This window comes from Neobacillus sp. S1115, assembly GCF_055385565.1.
Genome location: NZ_AP038275.1, coordinates 5438227 through 5464233 on the forward strand (window position 1 = coordinate 5438227; position 26007 = coordinate 5464233).

Annotated in this window: 24 protein-coding genes and 1 riboswitch; of the genes, 10 read left to right on the forward strand and 14 right to left on the reverse strand. The window is 43.0% G+C overall.

What is annotated here, in order from left to right; all coding sequences use genetic code 11:
* Positions 1 to 120: 120 nt before the first annotated feature.
* Entirely contained in the window at positions 121 to 2532 is a 2412-nt protein-coding gene (locus ACZ5B7_RS26745; protein WP_464491609.1) for an immune inhibitor A domain-containing protein, read from the reverse strand.
* Positions 2533 to 2809: 277 nt separating this feature from the next.
* On the opposite strand from ACZ5B7_RS26745, the gene ACZ5B7_RS26750 reads away from it, so the two are divergent.
* On the forward strand, positions 2810 to 3427 hold the full coding sequence (locus ACZ5B7_RS26750) for a hypothetical protein (protein ID WP_464491610.1): 618 nt from the start codon (positions 2810 to 2812) through the stop codon (positions 3425 to 3427).
* Between the two features lie 66 nt (positions 3428 to 3493).
* On the opposite strand, the gene ACZ5B7_RS26755 is transcribed toward ACZ5B7_RS26750, so the two are convergent.
* On the reverse strand, positions 3494 to 4408 hold the full coding sequence (locus ACZ5B7_RS26755; RefSeq protein WP_464491612.1) for a CPBP family glutamic-type intramembrane protease: 915 nt from the start codon (positions 4406 to 4408) through the stop codon (positions 3494 to 3496).
* Positions 4409 to 4871: 463 nt separating this feature from the next.
* Here ACZ5B7_RS26755 and ACZ5B7_RS26760 point away from each other — a divergent pair, with 463 nt between their 5' ends.
* Positions 4872 to 6659, forward strand: a complete 1788-nt coding sequence (locus ACZ5B7_RS26760) for a vWA domain-containing protein (RefSeq protein ID WP_464491613.1) — start codon at positions 4872 to 4874, stop codon at positions 6657 to 6659.
* Positions 6660 to 6803: 144 nt separating this feature from the next.
* Entirely contained in the window at positions 6804 to 7427 is a 624-nt protein-coding gene (locus tag ACZ5B7_RS26765; RefSeq protein WP_464491614.1) for a LysE family translocator, read from the forward strand.
* A gap of 34 nt (positions 7428 to 7461) precedes the next feature.
* Here the strand turns inward: ACZ5B7_RS26765 and ACZ5B7_RS26770 are convergent, their stop codons facing one another.
* Both ACZ5B7_RS26770 and ACZ5B7_RS26775 read right to left on the reverse strand, forming a co-directional pair.
* A complete protein-coding gene (locus tag ACZ5B7_RS26770) occupies positions 7462 to 8739 on the reverse strand; it encodes a UDP-glucose dehydrogenase family protein (RefSeq protein ID WP_464491615.1) in 1278 nt (425 codons plus the stop codon).
* Positions 8740 to 9247: 508 nt separating this feature from the next.
* The gene (locus tag ACZ5B7_RS26775) at positions 9248 to 9394 is read right to left on the reverse strand and encodes a hypothetical protein (RefSeq protein WP_464491616.1); all 147 of its coding nucleotides are present in this window, start codon (positions 9392 to 9394) and stop codon (positions 9248 to 9250) included.
* 219 nt (positions 9395 to 9613) lie between these two features.
* Between ACZ5B7_RS26775 and ACZ5B7_RS26780 the strand changes: the two genes are divergently transcribed.
* Positions 9614 to 10669, forward strand: a complete 1056-nt coding sequence (locus tag ACZ5B7_RS26780) for a multicopper oxidase domain-containing protein (protein WP_464491617.1) — start codon at positions 9614 to 9616, stop codon at positions 10667 to 10669.
* 149 nt (positions 10670 to 10818) lie between these two features.
* Here ACZ5B7_RS26780 and ACZ5B7_RS26785 read toward each other — a convergent pair whose 3' ends face one another.
* Entirely contained in the window at positions 10819 to 10995 is a 177-nt protein-coding gene (locus ACZ5B7_RS26785) for a hypothetical protein (protein WP_464491618.1), read from the reverse strand.
* Positions 10996 to 11043: 48 nt separating this feature from the next.
* Positions 11044 to 11128: riboswitch (cyclic di-GMP riboswitch) on the reverse strand.
* Between the two features lie 233 nt (positions 11129 to 11361).
* On the opposite strand from ACZ5B7_RS26785, the gene ACZ5B7_RS26790 reads away from it, so the two are divergent.
* On the forward strand, positions 11362 to 12132 hold the full coding sequence (locus ACZ5B7_RS26790; RefSeq protein WP_464491619.1) for a M15 family metallopeptidase: 771 nt from the start codon (positions 11362 to 11364) through the stop codon (positions 12130 to 12132).
* A 1336-nt stretch (positions 12133 to 13468) separates the two neighbouring features.
* On the opposite strand, the gene ACZ5B7_RS26795 is transcribed toward ACZ5B7_RS26790, so the two are convergent.
* The 4 genes from ACZ5B7_RS26795 to wecB all read right to left on the reverse strand — a co-directional run bounded on the left by ACZ5B7_RS26795 (position 13469) and on the right by wecB (position 17215).
* Complete coding sequence (locus ACZ5B7_RS26795; RefSeq protein WP_464491620.1) at positions 13469 to 14644, reverse strand: toxic anion resistance protein; 1176 nt, start codon at positions 14642 to 14644, stop codon at positions 13469 to 13471.
* Positions 14641 to 15297, reverse strand: a complete 657-nt coding sequence (locus ACZ5B7_RS26800; RefSeq protein WP_423799710.1) for a 5-bromo-4-chloroindolyl phosphate hydrolysis family protein — start codon at positions 15295 to 15297, stop codon at positions 14641 to 14643. The genes ACZ5B7_RS26795 and ACZ5B7_RS26800 overlap by 4 nt, the downstream gene beginning before the upstream one ends.
* Before the next feature lie 208 nt (positions 15298 to 15505).
* The gene (gloA2, locus tag ACZ5B7_RS26805) at positions 15506 to 15892 is read right to left on the reverse strand and encodes an SMU1112c/YaeR family gloxylase I-like metalloprotein (protein WP_464491621.1); all 387 of its coding nucleotides are present in this window, start codon (positions 15890 to 15892) and stop codon (positions 15506 to 15508) included.
* Between the two features lie 183 nt (positions 15893 to 16075).
* Positions 16076 to 17215 carry a non-hydrolyzing UDP-N-acetylglucosamine 2-epimerase gene (gene wecB, locus ACZ5B7_RS26810; RefSeq protein WP_464491622.1) on the reverse strand — a complete coding sequence of 380 codons (1140 nt, stop codon included), beginning with the start codon at positions 17213 to 17215 and terminating at the stop codon, positions 16076 to 16078.
* Positions 17216 to 17431: 216 nt separating this feature from the next.
* Between wecB and ACZ5B7_RS26815 the strand changes: the two genes are divergently transcribed.
* From ACZ5B7_RS26815 to ACZ5B7_RS26830, 4 genes are all read left to right on the forward strand, one after another.
* The gene (locus tag ACZ5B7_RS26815; protein ID WP_464491623.1) at positions 17432 to 18853 is read left to right on the forward strand and encodes a S1C family serine protease; all 1422 of its coding nucleotides are present in this window, start codon (positions 17432 to 17434) and stop codon (positions 18851 to 18853) included.
* A gap of 221 nt (positions 18854 to 19074) precedes the next feature.
* Positions 19075 to 20001 (forward strand): LCP family glycopolymer transferase, encoded by a 927-nt coding sequence (locus ACZ5B7_RS26820; RefSeq protein ID WP_464491624.1) that lies wholly within the window; start codon positions 19075 to 19077, stop codon positions 19999 to 20001.
* A gap of 209 nt (positions 20002 to 20210) precedes the next feature.
* Positions 20211 to 21032, forward strand: a complete 822-nt coding sequence (gene zupT, locus ACZ5B7_RS26825; RefSeq protein ID WP_464491625.1) for a zinc transporter ZupT — start codon at positions 20211 to 20213, stop codon at positions 21030 to 21032.
* Positions 21033 to 21165: 133 nt separating this feature from the next.
* A complete protein-coding gene (locus ACZ5B7_RS26830; RefSeq protein WP_464491626.1) occupies positions 21166 to 21771 on the forward strand; it encodes a glycerol-3-phosphate acyltransferase in 606 nt (201 codons plus the stop codon).
* A gap of 55 nt (positions 21772 to 21826) precedes the next feature.
* Here ACZ5B7_RS26830 and ACZ5B7_RS26835 read toward each other — a convergent pair whose 3' ends face one another.
* A complete protein-coding gene (locus ACZ5B7_RS26835) occupies positions 21827 to 22054 on the reverse strand; it encodes a magnesium chelatase subunit ChlI family protein (protein ID WP_464494580.1) in 228 nt (75 codons plus the stop codon).
* Positions 22055 to 22118: 64 nt separating this feature from the next.
* On the opposite strand from ACZ5B7_RS26835, the gene ACZ5B7_RS26840 reads away from it, so the two are divergent.
* On the forward strand, positions 22119 to 22364 hold the full coding sequence (locus ACZ5B7_RS26840) for a hypothetical protein (RefSeq protein WP_464491627.1): 246 nt from the start codon (positions 22119 to 22121) through the stop codon (positions 22362 to 22364).
* Between the two features lie 57 nt (positions 22365 to 22421).
* Here ACZ5B7_RS26840 and ACZ5B7_RS26845 read toward each other — a convergent pair whose 3' ends face one another.
* The 4 genes from ACZ5B7_RS26845 to ACZ5B7_RS26860 all read right to left on the reverse strand — a co-directional run bounded on the left by ACZ5B7_RS26845 (position 22422) and on the right by ACZ5B7_RS26860 (position 25927).
* Positions 22422 to 22862, reverse strand: coding sequence for a ferritin-like domain-containing protein (locus ACZ5B7_RS26845; protein WP_464491628.1), 441 nt, complete (start codon positions 22860 to 22862; stop codon positions 22422 to 22424).
* Positions 22863 to 23312: 450 nt separating this feature from the next.
* On the reverse strand, positions 23313 to 24662 hold the full coding sequence (locus ACZ5B7_RS26850; protein ID WP_464491629.1) for a sensor histidine kinase: 1350 nt from the start codon (positions 24660 to 24662) through the stop codon (positions 23313 to 23315).
* A 1-nt stretch (position 24663) separates the two neighbouring features.
* Complete coding sequence (locus ACZ5B7_RS26855) at positions 24664 to 25344, reverse strand: response regulator transcription factor (protein WP_423799719.1); 681 nt, start codon at positions 25342 to 25344, stop codon at positions 24664 to 24666.
* A gap of 70 nt (positions 25345 to 25414) precedes the next feature.
* The gene (locus ACZ5B7_RS26860; protein WP_464491630.1) at positions 25415 to 25927 is read right to left on the reverse strand and encodes a hypothetical protein; all 513 of its coding nucleotides are present in this window, start codon (positions 25925 to 25927) and stop codon (positions 25415 to 25417) included.
* Positions 25928 to 26007: the final 80 nt, after the last annotated feature.

The window sequence follows — 26007 nt, forward strand, 5'->3', positions numbered from 1 at the left end:
AAATCATGATCGGCCCGATGTCTCCTATTGATGACTTCTTTGTCATGGTAAATGTTAATTTACAACTTTATGATAAATAGAAAAAGACACCGAGCAAAGCCCGATATCTCACTTAACCTATTATTTATGAATCCAAACCGCCCCAGCAGAGTTATCCTTTGCTTCGCCAATAACTTGGACCTTAAGCGGGTACTGTGCCGGAACTTTTACTCCAGCATCTGGAATCATCGTGTTCATGTATGTTTTTGTAGAATCAAATGCTGTGACGCCTGGAAGTCCTAGGTATTCAAAAAGACCGCGGGACGGAGAATCAATCGTCCATGCAGGTGCCTGATCCAATGAGAACGCAGCATCCGCCACTTGGTATCTTGTACTTTGACTGATGGAAGGTTTACCATTCAGGGTACCTACAATTGCTTCAGGATGGGCATCAACCACACTCAGGAACCCTTCACCAGGGTGAACTCCGCCCCAGTTATCAGTGAACGTATCGTCACCATACCAAACTACTAAACCAGTATTATATTTTACACCGCGAGAGAATTCTAGTGCTTTATCGGAGCCAGCGTAGTTTCTCCATTCAAGATAGTAGTAGTGAGGTTTGCTAATCCAGCCATCTGATACTTCGAAACCGTTTAAGGTTACTTTTGCAGTCCCTTCTGCACCGTCAGAGAATGCAACCTGTCCATCAACTGTTAATTGCAGGTTATCGATTGCGAATCCGTCTGGTGCAAGGCCTCCATCGGTTACATATTCAAATACCAATTTGACTTTTTTGCCGGCGAATTGGCTCAAGTCATAGGACTTGTCCACCCATTTACCTTGAGTAGATTCGAATGCCGAGCCGCTGCGGACCACGTCAGAGTCATCCCCAATCACATCGATTACTTTTTCTGAACCATCATTGGCAACAGCTGTTACGTTCAAATAATCGTAATCTGTTTCGACCTCATAGAAAGCTTTAAAGTCAAAACTTGCACTGCTTGCGTTTGTTAAATCAAATTCTGGTGTTTCCATTACCGTATCTAGGTCATCACCTTTTGTACTATAATAGTATTTTGCGCCAAATTCAGGCTGGATTCCAGGAACTTTTTTAGCAGGAAGATTAACCTTCACGGTTCCAGGATTCTTCGATTTCGTTACACTCTGGTCAATGACTGCAGCCAAACCGTTTTGATCGATATCATTATAGTTTACTTCTGTAATATTCGCCCAGTTTCCGCCGATTGTTTTTTGGTAGAATTCTTTCACCTGCGGCGAGAAACTTGGTGGCTGTGTTCCGGCAATATGGCCGCTCCAGCTGCCGCCGCTCATGATCGACCATTGTGCAACTGTATCGCCATTTCCGGTATATTGTGTATCATACTCATCCGGAGCCCCTAAGTCATGACCATATTCGTGCGCGAATACGCCCACTGCTCCGTCTTCAGGCTCAACAGTGTAGTCATAAGCTGCCATTTTACCGCCCCAGTAATCTACGGCAGCTGTAGTGTTAGCGACAGGATAAACACCATTTAATGTCCAGCGGTGTGACCAAATCGCATCATCTCCAACTACTCCGCCGCCAGCCTCCTGGCCGACACCTGCATGGAGAACCATTAAGTGGTCAACTAAACCGTCTGGCTCGTTCCGATCGCCGTCACCATCTAGATCATATTGGTCGAATTTATCATAATCTGCTAAATTAATTCCAGATGCCACAGCTGCATTTAGTGCATCCTTAATAAGTCCGCGTGCTCCTTTTGTGCCAGGTTTATTATCATGGCCGCCTGATGGGCTGTCACCGCCATACTCAGCAGCGTTTCCTGGTACTGTCAACCAATCGGACACCGTACCGTCGACGGTGTAACTACCGCCTGATTGCTCTTCGTAATATTGTTTAAATGTTTTAATCTTGTCTCCGTTGAAGAGAGTGAAATCTTCATCGCCAAACAACATTTTTTCATAGTGCTCTTTATTGAAGTCATCTGCGTACATATATCCGTCTTCTTGTTCTACATTATTGTGCTTTAAGTCAGCATACTCTACTAAAAGCACAAGCACCTTATCTTCACGAACATCCCCGTTATATGCTGCCTGCTTTGCAGAGTCTACTTTAACTGCGCCAGTCGGCTTACCTTTTTTGAAGTTTTCGTGACCTTTGTTAAGCTGTTTAGCTAGCTTGTCCTTTTGCTTCGTTAAAAAGTCTTTTGCTTTTTTGTCCATTTCCTGCTGTTCTTTGGTTAAGGCTTTGTCTGCCTTGCCAGTCTTTTCGCCCTGCTTTTGATTGATGTAGGCCTTTACAGCCTTGACCACTTCTTCAGAAGTGGCGTTCTTTGAAATCAGCCCCCGCTCCTGTAAGGCTTTGGCGAGCCGGTCTTGATCAATAATGTTCAAGTCAACCGGAGCCGACTGAACCTCCGCCGCATATGCTGGCTTGGCTGAAAAGGGTGCTGCTTTTGTCCCAACAAAAGGCACTGTAAATAATGCCGACGCGGCTAACGTAGTCGCTGCGATGCTGGAAAATACCTTTAGACCGTAGTTCTTCTTCACTATGTATCCCCCCTAATAATAGACTCCCTTTTTTATATTTTCAGAAGAGTCTGATTTTAATTCTATCATTATGTAAAAATATTGTAAATAATATTAATATAATAATAATTCGAAAGTACTAGAAAAAAATTCCATAATAATTCGTAAAGTATGAAGTTTCCTTGTCATATCTATATTTGTAAAATTATTTTATTAAAACAGTTTAGGGAATTAATGGATTTTATCGTTACTTTTATAGTAGGATGATAGTAATATAAATGGAAATTGGGGTGCTATCGTGCTGACTCCTGCCCAACAAAAAGTCAAACAAGAGCTGGAGGAACTGAGAGCAAATGGTTCTTACAGGGACCAACTGATGAGCGAAAATCCCATTCTGGCTAAAACAAACTCACATAAAAACTGGATATTTGCAGCCCTCGGAATTATTCTAGTAATATTGTTTTCCTCTTTGTTAACGATGAATCTGGCAGGCCCAAAAAATGAAAAGATTATCTCCTATTTTAAAATAGAGCAAAGGTACCATAGGGAAAGTTTAACATTATTGGAGGATTGTCTGGAAAATAGAGCGTACGATCTTCAAGGCGCTAAAGCGAAGCAGAAAAATCTGATCACAATGTTAAAGGATTTGCAGCTTCCTTCGGGCTTTCGTGAATATAATCTGGATCAGCTTGGTGTTTATGAACAGCGCCTTTCTATTATCACGTATCTTGCTGAAACGAAAACGATCGACCCTGTCCTGTTTCAAAAATATTTATTCGAACTCGATGTTTTACAGGAATTAGCCAGAGAGAGCCTACAGAAGGCTTTCGACAGCGAAAAGATAAAATATCGTATACAGGATGATGGGTCGATTGAATATTGGATTAATGGGAAGTCTTACATTTACGAAGAATGAAGTGGACACCTAATTATATGGGGCTGCAAAAAAAGAGGTCACAGCGCTCTGTGACCTCTTTTTCTATTATTCTGCTAGTTGCGCCGCCTCAGTCTGTTCTAGCTGTGTTTGAATGCGTTTTTGCGCTGATTTTTCCATTAGGAATAAGATCATGTGTACAACCAGCAAGATCCCTGCAAATAGTTCGACGGCGTAGTCGATGTAATACCATGACAGGGTTGCTGTGATGTCGTAGAGGGAGTGAACCAGCACGGTCAGCCACAGGTTTCGTGTCCATAATAGGATGATTCCAAACAGAAACCCCATGTTAGCGAAGGTAACTATGGATCCTATTTTTACAGTCCATGACTGCTCGGTATCGAGTGTGTGGTCGATGCCGAAAAAAAGCGAGGTCCAAAATAGAGCAACCATTAGAAAGACATCCCTCGATCCGCTCTCCCACCGTTTTGGAAAAAGCTTTTTTAAGAAAACGAGAATAAGTATGATATAAGCTAACCGCCAAACCTCCTCTAAACCGGCCAGGGCGTCTGTATAAAGATCAGCGCCAATTGTATCGATTTTATCCATATAAGACCAAAATTTCGACTCTTCTGTTGCGGCGGTTCCCTTCTCTTCTTCTGGGTAGGTTTGCGTGTCAGTATAAGTTTGCACATATTGGTCATAATCAGAGTTAAAGTCATCATAGGTCATACTTGAATAGACGTTGATTACGGTGCTGCCAAGAATGAAAATCAAAAAAGCACCCGTAAACTGAAGGACCATCTGCCGTTTCGTTTTACTTGGGCCCTGCTCTTGCGGGGGTGCAAGCCTTCGGTGCAACTTGATGCCGATAAAAAGTGAAGCGACCATCACCGCGTCATAAAGGGTTCCGGCGAGATAGCTGAAACGGTTGAGATAGAGCAGGATTTCGGCTCCAAAGACCACAACCAGCATACCAATTAACAGCTTAATTGAAATAGGTTTAGTTAAATTCGTTGTCATTATCAACGTCATTCCCTATAGGTTAATTTTGGGGGGATTTCAAATTTACTTACTCAATAAATGTACAGCCAGGACCCCTAAGCCATTTAATAAAAGCAAGAATACGAAACAGGCAATAATCCACTTCCATGTTCTTGTCATGCGATTTCCCCTTTTTATTGGTTACTTGAATTTAAGTTTAATAGAAATAATTTAACATATTGTTATGTGATAAGCATCAAAATATTCTTACCATTATCCGTAAACCGTCCACACACCTCTGTAATCCCCCATTTTGAGGCACCAGAACCGTCCTCATGCATCACCCATCACTCGAAACTTGTCGATAATACTTTTATTTTATTAGACAAATATTTTATGAAAAATACGGAATGGTTGGTAGAATAGTATTATATAAAGAACATTTATTGTTTATTTATTGAACGAATTTCTATTAATAGATTTCAAGTAGGGGGTTACATAGATGTTGAAAAAGTGGATTTACATTTGTGCTGTGTTTGTTTTCATCTATAGTTCGGCGGGTGCTTACCGTGCCGAGGCTGCCGCCCAGATGGAGCTTTCTTCGAGGATTGAAGGGGTACTGGTGGTTGATGTCAGCAAGTCGATGCTGTCTAGTGACCCGAATGGTATTTCTAATGAAGCGATGAAGATGTTTGTGGACATGTCCTCTATTAAAGGAGACAAGATCGGGGTAATTGCTTACGGAAATGATGTCGAAAGCAAAAAGGGGCTCACGAAAATCCAAACGGAAGCGGATAAACAGGCTATCAAGAGTTTTATTGATTCGCTTGGTAAATACAATAACACCGATATTTCCGTTGGAGTGGCTGAGGCACTTAAATTTTTGGACACTGGCCATGAATCTGGCTATATTCCACTTGTCGTAGTGCTTGCTGACGGCAACAATGATTTGGACAAAACCAAGCCGAAAACCAATCAGCAGGCTGATGAGCAGCTCGCCCAATCGGTAGTGGAAGCGAAAGCGAAGGGCTATCCGATTTATGTGATTGGCTTAAACGCCGATGGCAAGCTGAATAAACAGCTGCTGCAGAATATTGCTACCGGTACGAATGGGAAATTTTTCGAAACAAATAATGCCGCTGACCTGCCAGGTATTCTTAGTGAAATCTTTGCTGACCATTTGAAGTTAAAAATGGTCCCAGTTAAAGATGTAACGGCGACCGAGGAGTTTGAGGATGTTCCGTTTACCGTTCCAAATGAAAATGTCCAGGAGGCCAATATTTCGCTAATTTCGAGTAAGCCGGTTGAGCTAAAGCTGGTTGACCCGTTAGGAAAAGAGGTCGCCATCCCTTCTGACAACATTTCGTTAACCAAGTCCAAAAATTATTCGATGCTGAAATTGCTTAATCCCGTTCAAGGAAATTGGACTTTGAAGGTGAAAGGCTTCCCGCAGGACAAGGTGGATGTGAAGCTTGTCTTCAATAATGACTTGCAGCTTAAACTTGCACCAATGGCAAAAAATATTAAAGCGGGCGATACCGTGAAGATCGAAGTTTTCTTTGAGGATAACGGCAAAAAAATCGTCACTAAGGATCTATATCCTACGCTAAAGGCTAGTCTTTTTGTAAAGGATTCAGCTTCAGGAAAAACTGAAGAAATCCCTCTAAAGGCTGGGGACAAAGGGTTTTTCGGCGAGTTTAAAGCAGGGGACTCCTCCAGCTATGAAGTGACAGTGAGGGCTGAAGGCAACAGCTTTTTCCGTGAGACCAAGCCGCAAACGATGAAAGTCACAGGGGCCGGCGGAGTAAATCTAAAGCCTATCGGCGGGCACGTGAAGGCAGCCATGATTGCGAAACCATTAACGTTACCATGGATTTATGCAGTGACAGGTGCAGCGGCTATTCTGCTGTTGGTAGTGCTGGTCATCTCCTATCGAGCAAAAAAAAGGAAGAAAAACCGCGGGTTCAGCGGACAACTAGTGGTAGAGGTAAAAGATGAAAATACAGGCGAAAGTACGGTACAAAAGGTGAAAAGACTAAAGGCATTTAAGGGTGAGTTTCACTTACGGCAGCTCTTCAAGCTTGATCAGGAATTTTCCGAAACCGACCAAATTACCTTTGTACCTATCACGGACAATACCTTGCTTCTCCTCAATAAATCCAGTTGCACGATTGACTTGGGCGGCGAGTTGATTGACGCCGAAACCGGCCACCGGCTTAGAAGGAATGACAAACTTTGTATTCATTTACCTGAATTGCATAAGGCTATTTTTATTGAGAATGTGAGTTAAATAAGTAAACTCCTGGCCGCCGATTTGCGGGCAGGAGTTTTTTTATTGTACGTTCGAATGCCTTTTTACTTTAACTCATATTATAATATTTTCAATATTATGATAAAATGACATCACCATAATTTTTCCATGGAGTGATAAAAATTGCTATCGTTTATCTTAGTTGTACTGGTCCTATTTCTTATTCCTGGTCCTGCCGTCCTGTTAACCGTCACACAAACTGCCAATGGCGGGCGAAAATCAGGGATCATCACGGGTGTAGGGATTGCTGTTGGGGACTTGATCCATACGGTTGCAGCGGTGCTTGGACTTTCGGCCATCTTAATGACATCCGCCCTTGCCTTTGAAATCGTAAAATATTTAGGGGCTGCTTATCTGATTTTCATCGGGATTAAATCGTTCTTGGAAAAAGCAAAAAGTCAAGCCGAGGCTATTAAGGCGGCTAAACCAAGCTCGGCGGTCACGTCCTTCCGCCAGGCACTGCTCATTGAACTGTTGAATCCGAAAACAGCGCTGTTCTTTTTGGCCTTTCTTCCGCAATTTGTTCATCACAACGGAACGCCGATTGTTCTGCAGCTGCTAACTCTCGGACTCACCTTCGTATTAATGAGCATCCTGTATACAACGCTTTTGGCCTTTTTGACAAGCTCCATCGGGAAGCGGCTCTTTTCCAATCGGAACAGCCGATTTGCCCACTGGCAGGGCAAAGTGGTTGGGACTATCTATATCGGCCTGGGATTGCAGCTGGTTTTGCAGAGCCAAAAATAATAAGGGGACAGCTGTCCCCTTGTTTTATCAAGAATTAGTGATTGGCGACTCCTAGATACCGAAAGCCAAGTTCCTCGATTTTGATTTTATTGAGCATGTTTCTACCATCAAAGATGATAGGCTGTTTCATCAATGACTTAAGGGCCGCCCAGTCTAAGGTTTTGTAGTCGTTCCAGTCGGTGCAAAGAATGACTGCGTCGGCGCCTTTCACAGTTTCCTCCACCTTCGAAAACTGTATTAATCCCGATGATTTTACGACGGGATCATGGACTTGAACCGCTGCCCGTTCCCCACGCAATTTTTCAATCAAAATCAAACTTGGCGATTCCCGTGTATCGTCCGTATTAGCTTTAAAGGCTAATCCCAGCACGGCAATTGTTTTATTTTCCAAGTTCCCGCCCAACACCTGCCTGATTTTTTGCATAATATAAAGCTGTTGTTCGTCGTTTACTTGAACCACCTTTTCCAATATTGAAAGCGGTCTTCCCGTTTCTTTGGACGTTTGGATTAAGGCATTGACATCCTTAGGGAAGCAGGATCCGCCGAAGCCCATTCCAGCACGGAGGAAATGCGGGCCAATCCGGTGGTCGAGGCCAATCCCCGTGGAAATATCATTGACGTTAATCCCTAGTGCATCACAAACCCGGGCTAACTCATTAATAAAGGAAATTTTCATGGCAAGGAAGGAATTGGCGGCATACTTGATCATTTCGGAGGCTTGCGGGTTGGTTTCAATGATAGGGCATTGAAAATCCTTATAAAGTTCGCGCATAACTGCTCTAGCTTTGTCACTTGAAGCACCAATAACGATCCGGTCGGGATTAAGTGCATCATGAAGGGCAGAACCCTCACGCAGGAATTCTGGATTAGATACGACGTCAAAAGGGATAGGGGCTGGTTGTTTCTCCTTAATCCAATTGGTGACGTTTTCAGCTGTGCCCACGGGTACCGTACTTTTGGTCACAATCAACTTATAATGGTTCATATAGCGGCCGATAGTCCCTGCAACATTTTTTACAAAAGTGAGGTCAGCTTTTCCCTTGGCTCCCAATGGTGTGCCGACACATATAAAAATAACATCGTTTTCTTTTACTGCTTTCTCGGTGTCAGTTGTAAAGCGGATGTTTTGAGCGCTGACATGCTTGGTCAATAAATCCTCAAGACCTGGCTCGTAGAAATACAGTTTCCCCGCTTGCAGTGCGTTTATTTTTTGTTCATCGAGATCCAGGCCGGTAACTTGATGCCCCATTTTGCAAAAAATAAGTCCGGTCGTCGTCCCGACATAGCCTGTTCCGACGATTAATATTTTCAAAACGGATGTAGTCCTCCTTTTTCACGAAAGGACTGAATAAGGCCCCCTAGGCTAATTCTTCGGATGTTCCAATAAGCCTTCAGGCGAGCCTTGTCCTCCCCTCTAATTAAGCTAGTAATAATCTATTCAGAAAGTGATTTTAAGGAAGGTTGTTCTGCCTAGAAAGGGGGATAAATGGGCACCATTTGTAAAGTGCACGAGCTCAGCCATTTGTTCGGCCACCTCCCGCCCATTCAAAACAAGCATTTCAAGAGGGGAAAAATAAAGGTATCCACAGCAGATTTATGGCTATTCATAGTTTATAAACAAGTTTTTAACAGTATCCACATGGTTATCAACAGATTTATACAGGTTATCCACGTTTTGACCCCAAAAAATATTTTTCTAAAAAGTCAAATACCCACAAAGATACACTAGTTACCCACAATCAGCAAAGATTTATCCACAAGTTATACACGTTATGCACATAAAAATAGGAACTAGAAATTAGCTTCTAGTTCCATGGAGTTTATTGCTTCTGTGACCGTATTTCGGGCGACTGTTTTTCTTGATTATTTTTTACAATCTCCCGAAGTTCCCCTTCATCTCCTTTAGCATTAATAATTTCAAAAATTTGATTCAAACCTTCGCTTGTTTCGTCGTTTTTGTTTTTCAAAAAAAGCGCCTCCTTTTATTAATAGAATTACCACTATCAGCTGAGAAATTAGTATTTACACCATATAAATATTACTTTGCTCACTCATTCACAAATTGTTCAAGAACACCCCTATTTTGAGTGACCCGCATCACTAGAAGCATTTCTAATAAAAGTAAAATGAAAGTGTAATCATTTATCAAAAAAATAAATTAGGAGTTATTAATGGAGGGAAGTAAAATGGGTAAGTTTACAAAGGTTGCAGCAACAATGGTTGTCACATCTGCTTTAATTCTTGGTGCTTGTGGAAAAACTGATCTTTCAGTGGAAAAAAAGGTGGAGGCGCAGACAGACAAAGAAGCTGCAGTTGAAGTATTCGCACCCCATAAAGGCCTGAACCAAAAACCAACTCCTCTTAAAATGGAACGAATTGGCGAGCATGAAGTCAATATTGAAATGACCGCTCAAATTACTGACATTGAAATCAATAAAGGCGAAATGTATAAGGCTTGGACCTTTAACGGCGAAGCGCCTGGTCCAGTAATTGTTGTCAATCAAGGAGATAAAATTAATTTCACCTTAAAGAATATGGATCCATCCATTCCGCACAGCATGGACTTCCATGCCGTACATGCGGCACCTTCCGCTGATTTTGCGAATGTCATGCCGGATCATACTGGCAGCTTCAGCTATCCTGCTGACAATCCTGGCGTATTTATGTACCACTGCGGCACGAAGCCTGTCCTCGCTCATATTGCGAATGGGATGCACGGGATGATTATTGTCAAGCCGAAGGAAGGCTACCCTACAGACTCTCAAGTGACTCGCGAATACGCGCTTGTCCAAAACGAGTGGTATAAGTACAACAACCTAGAGGACTTTACAAATGGTGTTCCAAAATATGTAGTCTTTTCCGCGAAGGCGCTTAAAGGCGGCGACCCAAACACAAATGGTGCTGTTGGCTCCCTTGTTGACAAACCGCTCCTTGCCAAGGTTGGTGACAAAGTGAGACTTTACGTGGACAACGTTGGCCCAAATGAGGTTTCTAGCTTCCATGTAGTCGGAACTGTCTTTGATGATGTATATATTGACGGTAATCCCTTCAACCACATGAAAGGCATGCAAACCGTGCTTCTGCCAGCAAGTGGCGGCGCTGTGGTTGAGTTCACTGTAACAAAAGAAGGCAGCTATCCAATAGTAACCCACCAATTCAACCATGCTACCAAAGGAGCTGTAGCGGTTCTGAAGGTGACTAAAGACGGACATGATGATGGCAGCGCTGTAATGTCACATTAACATATATATTGATACAAAAAGAAATCGGCCCTAAGAAGGCCGATTTCTTTTATGTTGTGTCGAGAAAAGTGTCGAAAGATTCCTTGTCCCTCTGACATTTTTCATCTTATTTCACCTTAAGGATTTGCTATCTTAAAAGAAACCATTTTTCAGGTTATAGGGTTTAGTTTAAAACCAAGTTCAATCGCTTTGCTATTGTGATAGATTGCTTTAATCTTCAACTTCCACCTTAGCTTCTCGCATAAACAATCATGCTGCAGCAGCTCATTATGTCGGTACAGATAGACATGATAATAGTATTTTCCCTTTTGCCATAATTTCAACACATGAAAACCTCCTTACTTGTCTTTACATAAACCGCTGGAGTATTCGTGTTCGGTAGCTGGCTAGCATCGTTGTTAAACATTAGCCCCTATAGCTTTGCGTCACCATTTTTCAATAGTTTTGCCGTTTCGTACGATTTATGTGTTTGTAAACAGCATAAATAACCTACTTTAAAATGAAAAGAGTCTTGGGTACTAATTTTTTCGAAAATTCCCATAATGTTAGCCTTCTGACAATATGATCATGCGTTTGTTTATAGGAAAAAGGACCCTCGTTGTTAGTGGGGCTTATTTTTATAAGCATGTTTAAAAGTGGCTTTATTGTGTCCATGCTGTTATCAAATTCATTTTTAAAAAAGGAAGTTTGCGATGGTAAAAATATTTTCTGTGATAACTAGTTTGATGCTTCTCCTCTTCCCTTTAACCGGCTGCATGGGGAAAAGTTTTTTTTCCCAGGACGATAAAGGCGTAACGCGGACCGAATCTGATGGTAAGGACAACTCTTCATCCGCTAAGAAAAAGTCGGAACACCGTGATGGGCAGGTGCAAGAGGTTTTCAACCCAGAAAGTATTCCTGTTCTTGTAAATAAGTACAATATCTTACCTGAAAACTATCAACCTGAAGATTTAGTGTATCCAAGTATCCCATATATTTCTAATAAAAAAGCGGAAAAACAAAAAATGCGTAAGGAAGCGGCTGCGGCTATCGAAAAATTATTTGCCGCTGCCGAAGAACAGGGCATCAGTCTTGCCGGAGTTTCGGCCTATCGATCATATACCGCACAAAAGGCGTTGTTCAATTATTACGTCAATCAAGATGGCATTAAAAAAGCGAAAATGTATAGTGCCGAGCCTGGGACAAGCGAGCATGAAACGGGTCTTGCCATTGATGTGACGGGCGGGAACGGAAAATGCCCTGCGGAGGATTGCTTTGCGGGAACGGTGGAGGCCAAGTGGCTCGCGAACCATGCAGACGAGTATGGCTTCATTATCCGCTACCCGAAAGGAAAAGAATCCATCACCGGCTACAAATACGAACCATGGCACCTTCGTTATGTTAGTAAAGCCATCGCCAAGGTTATAAACAAACATGGGATTACTCTAGAGGAATACTATGATGCGGTACCGGTGAATAAGTGACAACGGTCTAGGGTTGCGGACAACGAATTCTGGGGTTGGGGGTTGACTCATGAAACGGGGGTTGGGCGAGTAAATCCTATCTTTTGACGAGTAAAACCTCAATTCGAGCGAGTAACTTTTAAAAAGGTATTATTAAGATCTCATATGTTACCTAAGCCAGGCTCGCCGCCTGGCTTTTTTGGGTAATCCCCCCTAAAAAATAAGTTTGGAAAGTAAACCAGATATTTTGGTAAGTATTCGGCCAAAAAGTGTAAGTAACATCATGAATGTGGAAAGTATTTCTGCCCATTTGGAAAGTAACCACACCTAATCGGAAAGTATATCCAAATAAATGGAAATCACACCAAAAAGGGTAATTGAAACGGCACCTTTTGGGTAGGTTTGGCCTCTCCATATAGGGTTGCGCGAGTAAATCATGAAATTAGGCAAGTAACACTCTAAAGTTGACGAGTAAAGCCTAGCTTTTGACGAATAAAATTACAAATCCAGCGAGTAATTTTTAAAAAGGTATTATTAAGATCTTATCTGTTACCTAAGCCAGGTTTGCCGCCTGGCTTTTTTGGGTAATCCCCCCTAAAAAATAAGTTTGGAAAGTAAACCAGATATTTTGGTAAGTATTCGGCCAAAAAGTGTAAGTAACATCATGAATGTGGAAAGTATTTCTCCCCATTTGGAAAGTAACCAAACCTAATCGGAAAGTATTTCCAAATTAATGGAAATCACACCAAAAAGGGTAATTGAAAAGGTACCTTTTTTGGTAGGTTTGGCCTCTCTAGATAGGGTTGCGCGAGTAAATCATGAAATTAGGCAAGTAAAACTCAAAAGTTGACGAGTAAAATCCCAAATCCAGCGAGTAATTTTTAGAAAGGTATTATTAAGATCTCATATGTTACCTAAGCCAGGCTCGCCGCCTGGCTTTTTTGGGTAATCCCCCCTAAAAAATAAGTTTGGAAAGTAAACCAGATATTTTGGTAAGTATTCGGCCAAAAAGTGTAAGTAACATCATGAATGTGGAAAGTATTTCTCCCCATTTGGAAAGTAACCACACCTAATCGGAAAATATATCCAGATAAATGGAAATCACACCAAAAAGGGTAATTGAAAAGGTACCTTTTTTGGTAGGTTTGGCCTCTCCAAATAGGGCTTGGCATAAAATCTAGATTTGGGCGAGTAATTTAGGAAATAAGGCGAGTAAATCTTTAAAGTTGACGAGTAAAGGCGGGGGGACGAACCCATGTCTTTTTTTGCTACGATACTCAGAGCGGTTTAAGGGCGAATTTTGTCTTACAAAAAAATAGCCCCCGCATCCTGAACGTGTCCATTGCGGGGGCATTTCTTATTTTCCCTTGATTTCAAGGAGTTTCAGTTTTAGATCGTTTTCCATTGTGGCAAGTTCTTGCTCGGCAATCCGGCGTTTGTGGCGTCCTTCCTCCTGGATCCTTAAAGTCTCTTCCAATGTGGAGATCAGGTTTTCCTGTGTTTTCTTGAGCGTTTCGATATCGACAAGACCACGCTCGTTTTCTTTGGCCGTTTCAATTGTATTTGTTTTCAGCATCTCAGCATTTTTCAGCAGAAGTTCGTTAGTAGTTTTGGATACCTGCTTCTGAGCCTCAACCGCATGGCGCTGGCGGATGAGTGTCAGCGCAATCGCTACTTGGTTTTTCCATAACGGAATGGCCGTGACAATGGAGGACTGAATTTTTTCCACTAATGCCTGGTTTGTGTTTTGAATCAGGCGAATTTGCGGTGCACTTTGAATCGTGATTTCTCGGCTTAACTTCAAATCATGGAGACGTTTATCGAGCCGGTCCGCAAATTGAATCATATCGTTAACTTCTTGATACTTCATCTGGTCATTTGTGGCTTCTGCCTCTATTTTTAGCTGAGGGATTGTCTTTTCGTGCATTTCCTCAAGCTTAATTTCACCGGCGGCAATATATACATTGAGAGCATGGAAATATTCTTTATTCGTTTCGTAAAGTTGCTCGAGCAATTTGATATCGGATAACAGTACGTTTTTGCTGCGGTCCAGCTTCACGCTAATTCGGTCAATTTGTGCGCCGGTCTTTTGGTATTTGGACAGAACCTCCTGAAGCGAACTGGAGATTTTTCCAAACATCCGTCCAAAAAAGGACGGCTTGCTGTCCTTTAGCTCGTCCGGATTCACTTCGTTGAGGCGCTTCATTAAATCGCTGATGATTTCTCCAATTTCACCAACGTCCTTTTGCTGAACATGCTCAAGCATGGCGTGAGAAAACGAGAGCAGCTTTCCTTGGGCCTGTGTCCCGTACTGAATCATCGCCTGATGGTTGGTCGGGTCAATTTGTTCAGCAAGCTGATAAGCTTTGGCGCGGTGTTCCTCCGGAATAACTTCGATAAGTTTTGTCGGCCTTGGGGCCTCCCCAGGCTGCTGGACCACTGGGCTTTTCGCAGGCTGAAGCCCGTCGCCAAACGGGTCAGCGAGAATGTCATTTAAAAAATCACCTTTTTGCAATGGATTATTTTCGGTCATTTTAACCACCTATTTTCTTCAGGGAATTTAGCTTCTTTTTGTTTTTTTATCGTATGTTTGGCAACATCAATTTCAAAATTTAAATGGTCCACATCATCTGAGACCACATGATATAAATCTTCCTCAAGTACCTTGGTAAGTTCATTCAAGGTCTGTCTTGTTTCAATCAAAGATTGATTAATTTCCAAGCTTTTTTTCGGCTGCGCTGAAAGAAAATTGTATTTTTCCGTCAGCTCGATAACTGAATCGAGATGTGAAAAATAAAACGGCTCGGCCTGATAGAAACGCTTCGGCTCCTTGAGAGCCATCTTTTGAATTTTTTTAGTGATACGAAGTATGTCAATTCTTTGCTTCACAGACGACAGGTCGCGAATACTAAAAAGCGATTTATTCAAGCGGCGGATTTTTTTCTGGGCATCCGCTAAATTTTTTCGAATATAACGGTATTCCCTCCATGACAGCTGGTGTTTTTTCAAAAACGTTGAAGTCATGATTGGCCCAAGGATTAAATGGGTTAGAACTCCTGCGGCAATCGCAATACCAATCGATGGCAGAAAGTTTATGTTCATAAAGAAAAAGCTGACAAAGCCCGCAATAATGGTAACAGGTACAGCCACAAACGAGCGGAGAATTAACGAAAGAATGGGATTCATTTTAATCGACTCCTGACTTTTCATCACTTCTATTAATACGTATGAAAGAAGTGAATGTTTCATTATTAAATGAATTGCCAACAAATGAAAGTTATTTCCATCTATTAATTCCACAATACATGAAAAAACTCCTGCCCGCCATAGACTTGAATCGCAAACAAACTACGACCTGAGACCTATTTTTTGAGGAAGCGGGTGGTGGCTTTTTCTATATCTCGTATAGTTCGATGGGAAGGCCGTCAGGATCTGCGAAGAAGGTGAATTTCTTGTTGGTGAGGGTGTCGATGCGGATTGGTTCCACTTCTATATGCTGCTCAGTTAAATGGTGAACTGCTTCTTCAATGTTTTCTACTTCAAAGGCGATATGCCTTAGGCCTGCTGCCTCCGGATAGCTTGGTCGCTCGGGTGGATTCGGGAAGGAAAAAAGTTCAATCTGATAGTGGCCATTCACTTCTAAGTCCAGTTTATAGGAATCCCGCTCCTTTCGATAAGTTTCACTTATTGGATTCAAGCCAAGAATCCTCACATAAAAATCCTTTGACTTCTCATAATTAGAACAAATAATGGCGATATGATGGATTTTCTTTAGCTTCATAGACAACACAACTTTCTACTTAAAAATAGGGATAACCCACTTGCCTCCTCGCAGGAGACAAGTGGGCTAAAAAGCTCAATACTTACAAAGGTTAGCCAGTTCAAACCTAAATTCAAAGAACGTCTGCCCCACATGGACAATGTCCACGAGCGGTGCTGACACCTCTATTGATACCCTTTAACTTTAAACCCCAAAGTCCTCTGGCCTATCCCCTCTTTTTCCAAAGTGGTAGAGGATGGCTTGGACGATGCGCCCAGAGGCGATGCCATCGCCGTAGGGGTTGGAGGCTTTGGCCATTTGGTCATGTGCAGCCGGATCCGTAAGCAATTCGTCGGCCATTCCAAAGATGGTTTCTTCATCGGTGCCCGCAAGCTTCAGCGTACCGGCGGCAATCCCCTCCGGACGCTCGGTTGTATCCCTTAGGACAAGAACCGGAACACCCAACGATGGTGCTTCCTCTTGAACACCGCCAGAATCCGTCAAAATCAAATACGCCCGTGAAGCAAAGTTGTGGAAATCAATGACATCCAACGGTTCAATCAAATGAATTCGGTCATTGTCTCCCAAGATTCGACCGGCAATCTCGCGAACAACCGGATTCATATGTACCGGGTAAACGACCTGGACATCATCGTGCTTTTCAACTAAACGGCGGATAGCATTGAACATGTTCTCCATTGGTTTCCCGGTGTTTTCGCGACGGTGGGCAGTCATAAGCACCAATCTATCTCCGCCAAGCCTGTCCAATACAGGATGTGAATATTGGCTTTTTACAGTCGTCTTCAACGCATCGATTGCTGTGTTGCCAGTTATGAAAATAGATTCTTCCTTCTTATTTTCCACTATTAGATTCTGCTTGGACTGAACCGTTGGCGAAAAATGAAGATCAGCCAATACACCTGTCAGCTGCCGGTTCATTTCTTCAGGGTAAGGCGAATATTTATTGTGCGTACGAAGCCCCGCCTCCACATGACCAATCGGTATCTGATGATAAAAAGCTGCTAAACTTGCCACAAACGTTGTCGATGTATCGCCGTGAACCAGCACGATATCTGGTTTAACATCAGCTAAAACTTGGTCAAGGCCTTCCAAGGCCCGGGTAGTCACACCTATCAACGATTGTCTTTCTTTCATTATATTTAAATCATAATCAGGCGTGATTTCAAAAATATTCAAAACTTGGTCCAGCATTTCACGATGCTGCGCTGTTACAGTTACAATTGACTTGATTTGCTCCGGATACTTTTCCAGCTCCTTCACGAGCGGCGCCATTTTGATTGCTTCAGGTCTCGTACCGAATACCGTCATAACCTTTATTTGCATATCTAATAAGACCTCCATTAGTTAATCTACAAACCATTATACCTTTCAAATGTTTTTTTGAAAAATTACTGCCAATTACCACTCCATCCATATAGACTTCCCTGTCAACTGCGCCCACAGCAAAATTTTGCAGGTACAAATTCCCGTTATCCAACCACCGAATATATTGCCATTGTTGGTTTTTCAAAAATTCCGAATATAGAGGTGAATCATGCATTGAAGAAGAGGGCCCTATTTACCATTCCGATCAGCTTACTGCTGATTGCGGCGATCGTCGCTTCCTTTGTCCTGATCAACATCAAGCCTGCCAAAGGGAATGTATCGCAAGCCCAAAGGCTGAATGAATACACGAAGCCTGCTGTGGTACGAATTATTGACTATGCATTGGTTGGGTGGCAGTTTAATGACTATAACCCTGAAGTCGAAGCAGTTTTGGAACAGCTAAAATATCAAACGCTTATCGGTGGGTCGGGTTCAGGTGCGATTATTAGCTCTGACGGCTATATCGTTACCAATGCCCATGTTGTCGAATATGGAAAAATGGCAGACCAAGAGGTGGCCGATGCAGCCTTCGAGCAGCTGGTGACCATCATGGCGGACCACTTCCAGGTTGATTACAATACTGCTTATAATTATTTAGTCGCCTATACTCAGTATACGGAAATTAAGCGCGTCACAAAGGTTATTTTACCAGGCGGAGATGTTCTCGATGGGGAAATTAAGAGCTACGGTGCGCCGATTAACCAAGGGAAGGACGCCGCCGTCGTTAAAATAGAGGGAAAGAACCTGCCGACCATCCCGCTTGGTGACTCTAGCGAAGTCCAAAACCAGGATAATATTTGGGTAAGCGGCTATCCGGCCGCTGCCGATTCGGACCTTTTGTCACCTGATTCATCTCTCGTTTCCACTATGAATGCAGGGCAAATTTCCGCGACTGACAAAAAGACCGACCAAGGAAGTCCGGTAATTCAAATTAACGCCGCGGCTACGCACGGAAATAGCGGCGGACCTGTCATTAACGAAAAAGGGCAAATTATTGGGCTTCTCACCTTTAGAGGCGATACGGTCAACGGTCAAGAAGTGCAGGGCTTTAATTTTGCCGTACCAGTCAATACGGTCAAGGAATTTGTGAACCAGGCCGGCGTCAGAAATACGAAGAGCGAAACGAATCGGCTTTATAAAGAGGGCCTTGAGTTGTATTGGGGCGGTTATTATAAACATGCCTTGGAAAAATTCGAAGCAGTTCAGCGAATTTATCCAAATCACTCGGAAATAAAGGAGTATATCGGCAATTCTGAGGAGAAAATGAGCAAAAGCAAGATGCTTTGGTCCGATTATGCCACCTTCTTCTATATTGGTGATGGCGTTGCCGGTCTGCTTGTTTTGATACTGTTGGTGTTCACCTTTGCCGGAGGCAGCGGGTCGAAAAATAGGGCGGCCGCGGCTGTGCTTCCGGCCGCTGGACCGAGTGCGAATATGGGTGGGCAGGGCTCGACGCCTACTGTGCCGCCAACACCGGCAGCACCAGAAATGAATCTAAACGTCCTGAATAAGGACGGCCGGGTGGATATCCAGGACCTACTGATTGCCCTGCAGGAGCAGCAGAAAAAACAAAATAAAGATGATAATGGGGAGTAAACACCTAGTCTAGTAGAAAACTGCTGATAGGGGATACAGTTCTATAAAACTGTATCCCCTTTTATTATGGTAAAAAACCAGGAATCTGTCCTATTATTTTAATCTCCATGAAACTATTAATATATCGCAATTGGATTTTTTTTCTAATGATGTTAATATATTGCTAACACTAACCCACATCACTATCAACCCACTATGAAACTAAATTGGAGGTCCATTATATGGAGGTTCACTCGAGGAAAAGCAGGAAGTGGATAAAAGCCGCGGGTATTATTCTATTACTAGTTTTTGTTGCGGCGGGGGTTTATGGGTATATGGTATATCATTCGCTCAAAGAAGCCGTAGTCACCATGCACCAGCCGGTTAAACGAACCGTGCCGGAAAAACGGGTACAGCCAGTTGCTTTGGAAAAAAAGGAGCCATTTTCTGTGTTAATGCTCGGTGTTGATGAACGAAAAGGGGACAAAGGCCGTTCCGACACGATAATCGTATTGGCAGTTAATCCAAATACCAATTCTGTTAAAATGCTCAGCATTCCGCGGGATACCCGGACCGAGATTGTTGGAAAAGGAACAGAGGATAAAATTAACCATGCCTATGCTTTTGGCGGAATTCCCATGTCCATGGCTACCGTCGAAGGATTTCTTGATATTCCAATTGATTACTATATGCAGATCAATATGGAAGGCTTTCAGGATATTGTCGATGCGGTTGGAGGTGTCAAAGTCTATAATGATTTTGATTTTTCCCAAGGGGATTTCCACTTTCCTATAGGAGAAATAAACCTTAATGGCGAGCAGGCTTTAAATTTTTCAAGAATGAGGTATGAGGACCCCCGAGGTGATTTTGGCCGGCAATTAAGACAGCGGCAGATCATTGAAGGAGTAATTGATGAAGGCATGAGCCTAACAAGCCTGACAAATTTCTCCTCCATTTTTGAAGCAATTGGAAAAAACATAAAAACGAACCTAACCTTCGATCAAATGGCAGACATCCAAAAAAATTATAAAGACGCCGGAAAAACGATTCAGCAGATGGAAATCAAAGAAACCGGGACAATGATCAATAAAATTTACTATGGACTGGTTTCACCAGAAGAAAAGACAAGAATCCAAACCGAACTAAAGAAACAATTGGAATTACAATAAAGGAATACAGCAGAAACACCCGACTGGCTAAATGGGCAACTTACCCCATTTAGCCAGTTTTTTTGATGCATGGGGACGGTTCTTCTGCCTCACAAAAGGAAACATTTCTGGGTTCGCGCATATAAAAATATAACTGTTTTTATGTTATTTTGAAAAGAAAGAAAAACATCGAGAAAGATAAATTTGTTTTTATAAAGGGAGGAAAAAAGGTGACTCAAAATCTGCTACTGGCCTTTGGGTTAACTTTATTTGCCGGCCTTGCCACTGGGATTGGCAGCATACTTGCATTTTTCACCTCGCACACGAATACAAAGTTTCTTTCGGTCACACTCGGATTCTCCGCGGGTGTCATGATTTACGTGTCTATGATTGAGATTTTTGCAAAGGCAAAAACGGCACTAGTGGATGCTATGGGAACCGTTCCTGGCAACTGGCTGACCGTCAGCGGCTTCTTTGCGGGGATGCTTTTGATTGCCAGCATCGATAAATTTATTCCCAAACAAAGCAACCCGCATGAACTTCGTACGGTCGAGGATATGTCCGATTCCGGCGGGGCGGTTGCGGTTGCCGGAAAGAAACCAGACTTACTAAAAATGGGAACTTTCACCGCTCTTGCGATTGGCATTCATAACTTTCCAGAAGGGATTGCTACCTTTACCTCCGCCCTCCAGGATCCAAAGCTCGGAATCGCTATTGCAGTGGCCATTGCCATCCACAACATCCCAGAAGGAATTGCGGTTTCCGTTCCGGTCTATTTTGCCACCGGCGATAAAAAAAGGGCGTTTAAGCTATCCTTTCTTTCGGGACTGTCGGAACCAATCGGGGCGTTAGCTGCTTACCTTTTCCTAATGCCTTTTCTTAACGATATTATGTTTGGGGTTATCTTTGCCGCCGTAGCCGGGATTATGGTATTCATTTCCCTTGATGAGCTGCTGCCAGCCGCCAAAAGGTATGATGAAGCACACCTGTCCATCTATGGGTTGATTGGCGGGATGGCTGTAATGGCGATTAGCCTGCTTTTGTTTATATAGATATATAGGGTTCGGTTCCTTGAGACCGTACCCTATTAACATTTTAAGCACATATCCGCTTTAAATAAATCTCCGTCCAAACAATAGATACATATTATAATATTAAAAAGTACATGTATAGGCAGTGATGACAATGGTCTGGTTGTATTATCTTGTTTCTTATATCGTTGGTAATATCATGTTCGGCTACTTGGTGTCCATGTTCTTAAAAGGGCAGGATATCCGCGAGCAGGGCAGCGGGAATGTCGGAGCAAGGAATGCTGGGCGTGTTTATGGAAAAAAGGCCTTTGTTCTAACTTTTCTGGGTGACGCTTTGAAAGGGGCAGCAGTGGTACTTGCCGGGCAGTATCTGCTGCAATTTTCGGAGACGGTTCAATTGTTAGGTCTGGTGTTTGTCATTGTTGGCCATCTCAAGCCGGTTTTCCTTAAGTTTAAAGGCGGTATGGGAATTTCGACCTTTATCGGCGGAATGATTGCGTTCGAACCTCTGATAGCACCCGTAATTGTTCTTTCATTTCTCGTACTCTATCCTTTTTTAAAAAGCTTCACTTTCGCAGGCTTGGGGTCGTTCCTTTTTATTCCTGTGTTCTTGATATTCAAAATAGATAATTGGGTTATACCTGCTATTGTATTAGGCATGATTTTCCTACTAATCCTGGTCCATATAGAAAACATTAAGGGAGGATTAAATGAAAACTCGCCGATTGGCGAGTCCGATAGGACGAAGACAGAGGCGTAGTTGAATTTATGCGTTAAGAAAGTTTATACTTTCTTATTAGCTAAAAAATAGTTCATCATTTCAATGTCCCGCTGTTCAAGCGAATAGCTTCTGCGATGCTTTGGTCGGTGATGTGGGGACTTCCCCCGAGGTCGGAGATAGTCTGGGCGAGGCGGATGATTTTGATTTGGGCTCGGTTGCTGAGCCCTTTTTTGTTTAATAGATTATTTAGGGTCCGCTGCTGACCCTCTGTCAGCGGGCTTGTTTTCATAAGGGCCTCATAAGGTTGTAAACTGTTCGTAATACATAAAAAGTCCTACTTGAAAATAATTATTTTATAAGGGGGGATATTTCTGAATGCAATAAGATTGCTTCAAAGGCTGGTTGGTGCAGCACTCTTGATTTTCGGTATTTACCTTATTTTCGGAACGCAAGAGTTCTTTGGGACCATATTGATTATCTTGGCTTTATTAATTTTCCCAAGCATTAAGAAAGAAAAATCCTCTGGCCATCACCATGATGATAGAGATTATTTACATGATACCGCTAATGATAACGATAATAATTATGGCAGTTCCGACAGTGGAGGCGATTCAGGTGGCAGTGGGGACTAATCATGTTCCATCTAGCAAAATGTCCCCGGTAAGGATACTGTTTACCGGGGACATTTTTCATTTTCTTTTTGAAAAAAAGTACAAAAACCACACCGCATGATTCTGTTCGTCCACTGCTGCCCTGCGAAAAACCTCTCTTATAAATGGGTCGTTTGCGGTATCGGAAATTTCCATATAAAAATCGACTGTTTTCTGTTCATCCACCAACGCAAACTCCAGCCCATTCACGTAATTACCGGGACATTCCTCGAGAATTTTCGGCTGCGGATGCTGCCCCGTTAGTCTTCGGTATATTTCCACAAACTGCTGATAATGTTTGATTTCATCCTGGCGAATTTCCAGGATTCGATCTCGCTCTCCCTTGTTAGAAGCCAAATTGGCCAGCTTGGCATAACAATCAATGGCACTGTACTCCCCATTGATCGCCCTCTCCACTTCACCTATCAATTTATTGCCTTGCCGGTTTATCGCGTCAAGGTAATTTGAATAAGGATACATAGAAAAAAACCTCCCACCCATTCTTATTTTATATCCTATGGGTGGAGGGGGGATTGGTGAAAGGTTATCATAGCTTAGCAACTTCAACTTAAAAAAGCCAAGGAAATTTGCGGTGTTATTTCTACAAAATTTCCTGGGAAAACTGCAAGATTCGACGCCTAGGGATGACTTTTTTGGCGCTTCTTGGCTGGGCGCCCGCAGTTAGTTGAGAGCAAGTTGGCTCTGTCGAGAGTATTTATCCTTTATCCGAGAGTAAACCGGCTTTATCCGAGAGTATTTGATCCCTATCCGAGAGTAACCGTCGATTATCCGAGAGTAACAGGACTTAACGACAATTAAAGTCGGTTATCCGACAGTTACGGTCCCTTATCCGACAGTTGCAGCTCGTTATCCGACAGTAAAACCGTGCAATCCGACAGTTACAGCCCTGCTACCGTCAATTAAAGTTGCTTACTCCATCTCAGGTAGGGTAATTCGGAATACCGCTCCGCCCAGTTCCCCATTACACGCCACAATTGAGCCGCCATGCCCTTCAACAATGGCTTTGGTAATGGCCAAACCGATTCCCGAGCCGCCAGCGTCACCGCTGTAAAAGCGCTGGAATACTTTTTCAACCTCGCCGGATGCAAAGCCTGGGCCGTCGTCACGGACTTCCATCACTAGCGTTAATGTCCTTCCATAATCCTCACCCATAAAAGCCGCTTTCACTCGCACCTCCGATTCGGCATAACGAATGGCATTCCCAAGTAAATTTATCAACGCGCGCTTCAGTTTTTCCTGGTCCACCTTTACGAACCCCGTTGACCCGGTCTCGGCCACAATCCTTACACCCCGCTGATCCGCAAGGGCCGCAACGCTTTCAACCGCCTCTTGAATCAACTGATCAAGCGGCCACTCTTGAAATTTAAAGCAGTCCTCCACATTCTCCAGCTTCGCCAAATACGTAATGCCCTCCACAATCCGCTTCAGGCGCTGACTTTCGGCGATGATGACGTTCAGGCTTTTGTTTACGTCCTTGCCCTTCACCACGCCATCCAAAATTCCCTCGGCATTTCCCTGTATCGCCATCAACGGTGTCTTCAACTCATGCGAGGCATTTTGAAAAAACACTTTTTGCTCCTCATCATACTGTTTAAGCTTGTGCGATAAGGCGTTGAAGCTGTCGGCCAATTCTCCAATTTCATCCCCTGAATTCAACCTGATTTCCTGGCCCCGGCCTCTAAGCGAGAAATTTTTCATATGCTCCGTTAAGTTTCTGAGCGGCCTTGTTAAACCTTTTTGAAAAATAAACCCTAATACAATCGCAATCACGGCGGATATCAACAAACTGAACAACTGGGATCGTCGCATCAAACGATTTACCTTCTGCACTTCATCAAGTCTCGCCACGAGGGTCACGTACCCAATCTTTTTCCCGTTTTTCGAAGTGACAGCCAGCGTTTCCGAGACAAAGTTCCGGCCAGGACCCTTACTTTCCCCCAGGACATCGTCCAAAGAAACCCCTCTTAAATCCGAATAAATAATGTCCCGATCCCTTGTCCAAATTATCATTTTCGAAGACATTAACCGCTCCGTTACCGCCAGTGCCCGGCGGTTTATTAGTTTTTCACGAACGGCTTCGCTTGAAAAAGAAGACCTGCTTAGCACCTGGCTGATTACTTTCGCTTCCTTCTTAAGCTGCACCTCCGTTTCCTTCAGCAAGTACCGCTGCGATAGGAAATGAAATGTAAAGCTAGTAATCAAAAAAATACTGATAATTAATATAAAATACGATAATAACAACTTTGATCCAATTTTCATCCTACTCATCCAGCCTGTACCCATAGCCCCAGATTGTGGATAGCTCCACGGAAGATTGGTGTTGATCTAATTTCTTACGGATCCGTTTAACCAAGTCGTCAATCAGTCGACCGTCTCCTGCATATTCGTAACCCCAAATAAACTCAAGAAGTTCATCCCGGGTAAATGGCTTTCCTTTTTTCCGGGCCAGAAACACAAACAGTTCATATTCCTTTGTAGTCATCTTGATTTCCTGCCCGTCTTTTTCTATGTATCTTCTTTCGGGGTCTATCGTGACGTCCCGGATACTTAATGTTTGCTTTGTTACGACGGCCATTGATTTTTCCAGCCGTTTCAAAATATTCTTCATACGTACTATTAGTTCTCTTGGACTGAATGGCTTCGTTAAATAGTCATCCCCGCCAAGCTCAAGCCCGAGAATTCGGTCGAATTCGCCGTCCCGTGCCGAGACAAAAATAATCGGTACATCACTAGCCGAGCGGATTTTTTTACAAAGCTCAAGTCCGTCGAGATGCGGCATCATGATATCAATCACCAGCAAATCAGGTTTCAGCCGCAACATCTCCTCATAGACTTGACGGCCGTCGGAAAACAGCGTTACCTTGTAGCCTTCATTTTCAATATATTTTTGTAAAATGTCTCGGATATTCTGCTCATCATCCACAACAAAAACATGCTTCATCGTACGGCTCACCTCACTTTTCAATTATATAATAAAGAAGGGACAGCGAAATACACCATCCCTTTTACCCTTATTGAAAAATGTCTATTAATTTGGCCAGCTCGGCGGCAATTTGCTTTAATTTTTCATTCACTTGCTGCTGGGTGGCAATTACCTCTTTAAAGGCCTCACTTCCATTGCCATTTTTCACAGCATCCTTTAAGGATTTCCGGTCGCTTCGGCCATCCTTCATAAGAGTTTTTAATTCCTTGTTCATTGATTTTAATTGCCGCTTTACATCCTTGGCCTGCTGAAACTTCTCTTTATTGCCGCTATTTTTAGCTTCCAGCACCAAGTCCAACAGCTGGTCCTTTTTATCAACGATTTGCGACCTCAGGCTCAGTCGTTCCTTTCGTTGCTGGTTGATTTGATGAATTTGGTCTTTATACTGGCTGGCCAGCTCAAGCTTCTTGCCAAAGTGACCGCCTGAGGCTTTCGTTTCCACTGATTTCGGATTGCTGGCAGCTGCTGAAACGCTTTGGATTCCATAAGCGCCTCCTAAAAGCGTGAGGGCGGCAACACCTGCAATTAGAGTTTTTTTCATTTTCTAACACTCCTTTACTTGTTTCTAATCTAAGTATAGACAAAGGGTTCGGGATAATTTTGGGAGAATTGTGTGAAAAG

Bases quoted from the DNA above. Each gene is read 5' to 3' on its own strand.
- ACZ5B7_RS26855 (WP_423799719.1), bottom strand. From the start codon at position 25,344: ATGAAGCATGTTTTTGTTGTGGATGATGAGCAGAATATCCGAGACATT.
- ACZ5B7_RS26760 (WP_464491613.1), top strand. From the start codon at position 4,872: ATGTTGAAAAAGTGGATTTACATTTGTGCTGTGTTTGTTTTCATCTAT.
- ACZ5B7_RS26795 (WP_464491620.1), bottom strand. From the start codon at position 14,644: ATGACCGAAAATAATCCATTGCAAAAAGGTGATTTTTTAAATGACATT.
- ACZ5B7_RS26800 (WP_423799710.1), bottom strand. From the start codon at position 15,297: ATGAATCCCATTCTTTCGTTAATTCTCCGCTCGTTTGTGGCTGTACCT.
- ACZ5B7_RS26755 (WP_464491612.1), bottom strand. From the start codon at position 4,408: ATGACAACGAATTTAACTAAACCTATTTCAATTAAGCTGTTAATTGGT.
- ACZ5B7_RS26830 (WP_464491626.1), top strand. From the start codon at position 21,166: ATGGTCTGGTTGTATTATCTTGTTTCTTATATCGTTGGTAATATCATG.
- ACZ5B7_RS26845 (WP_464491628.1), bottom strand. From the start codon at position 22,862: ATGTATCCTTATTCAAATTACCTTGACGCGATAAACCGGCAAGGCAAT.
- ACZ5B7_RS26820 (WP_464491624.1), top strand. From the start codon at position 19,075: ATGGAGGTTCACTCGAGGAAAAGCAGGAAGTGGATAAAAGCCGCGGGT.
- ACZ5B7_RS26780 (WP_464491617.1), top strand. From the start codon at position 9,614: ATGGGTAAGTTTACAAAGGTTGCAGCAACAATGGTTGTCACATCTGCT.
- ACZ5B7_RS26850 (WP_464491629.1), bottom strand. From the start codon at position 24,662: ATGAAAATTGGATCAAAGTTGTTATTATCGTATTTTATATTAATTATC.
- ACZ5B7_RS26860 (WP_464491630.1), bottom strand. From the start codon at position 25,927: ATGAAAAAAACTCTAATTGCAGGTGTTGCCGCCCTCACGCTTTTAGGA.
- wecB (WP_464491622.1), bottom strand. From the start codon at position 17,215: ATGCAAATAAAGGTTATGACGGTATTCGGTACGAGACCTGAAGCAATC.
- ACZ5B7_RS26790 (WP_464491619.1), top strand. From the start codon at position 11,362: ATGGTAAAAATATTTTCTGTGATAACTAGTTTGATGCTTCTCCTCTTC.
- gloA2 (WP_464491621.1), bottom strand. From the start codon at position 15,892: ATGAAGCTAAAGAAAATCCATCATATCGCCATTATTTGTTCTAATTAT.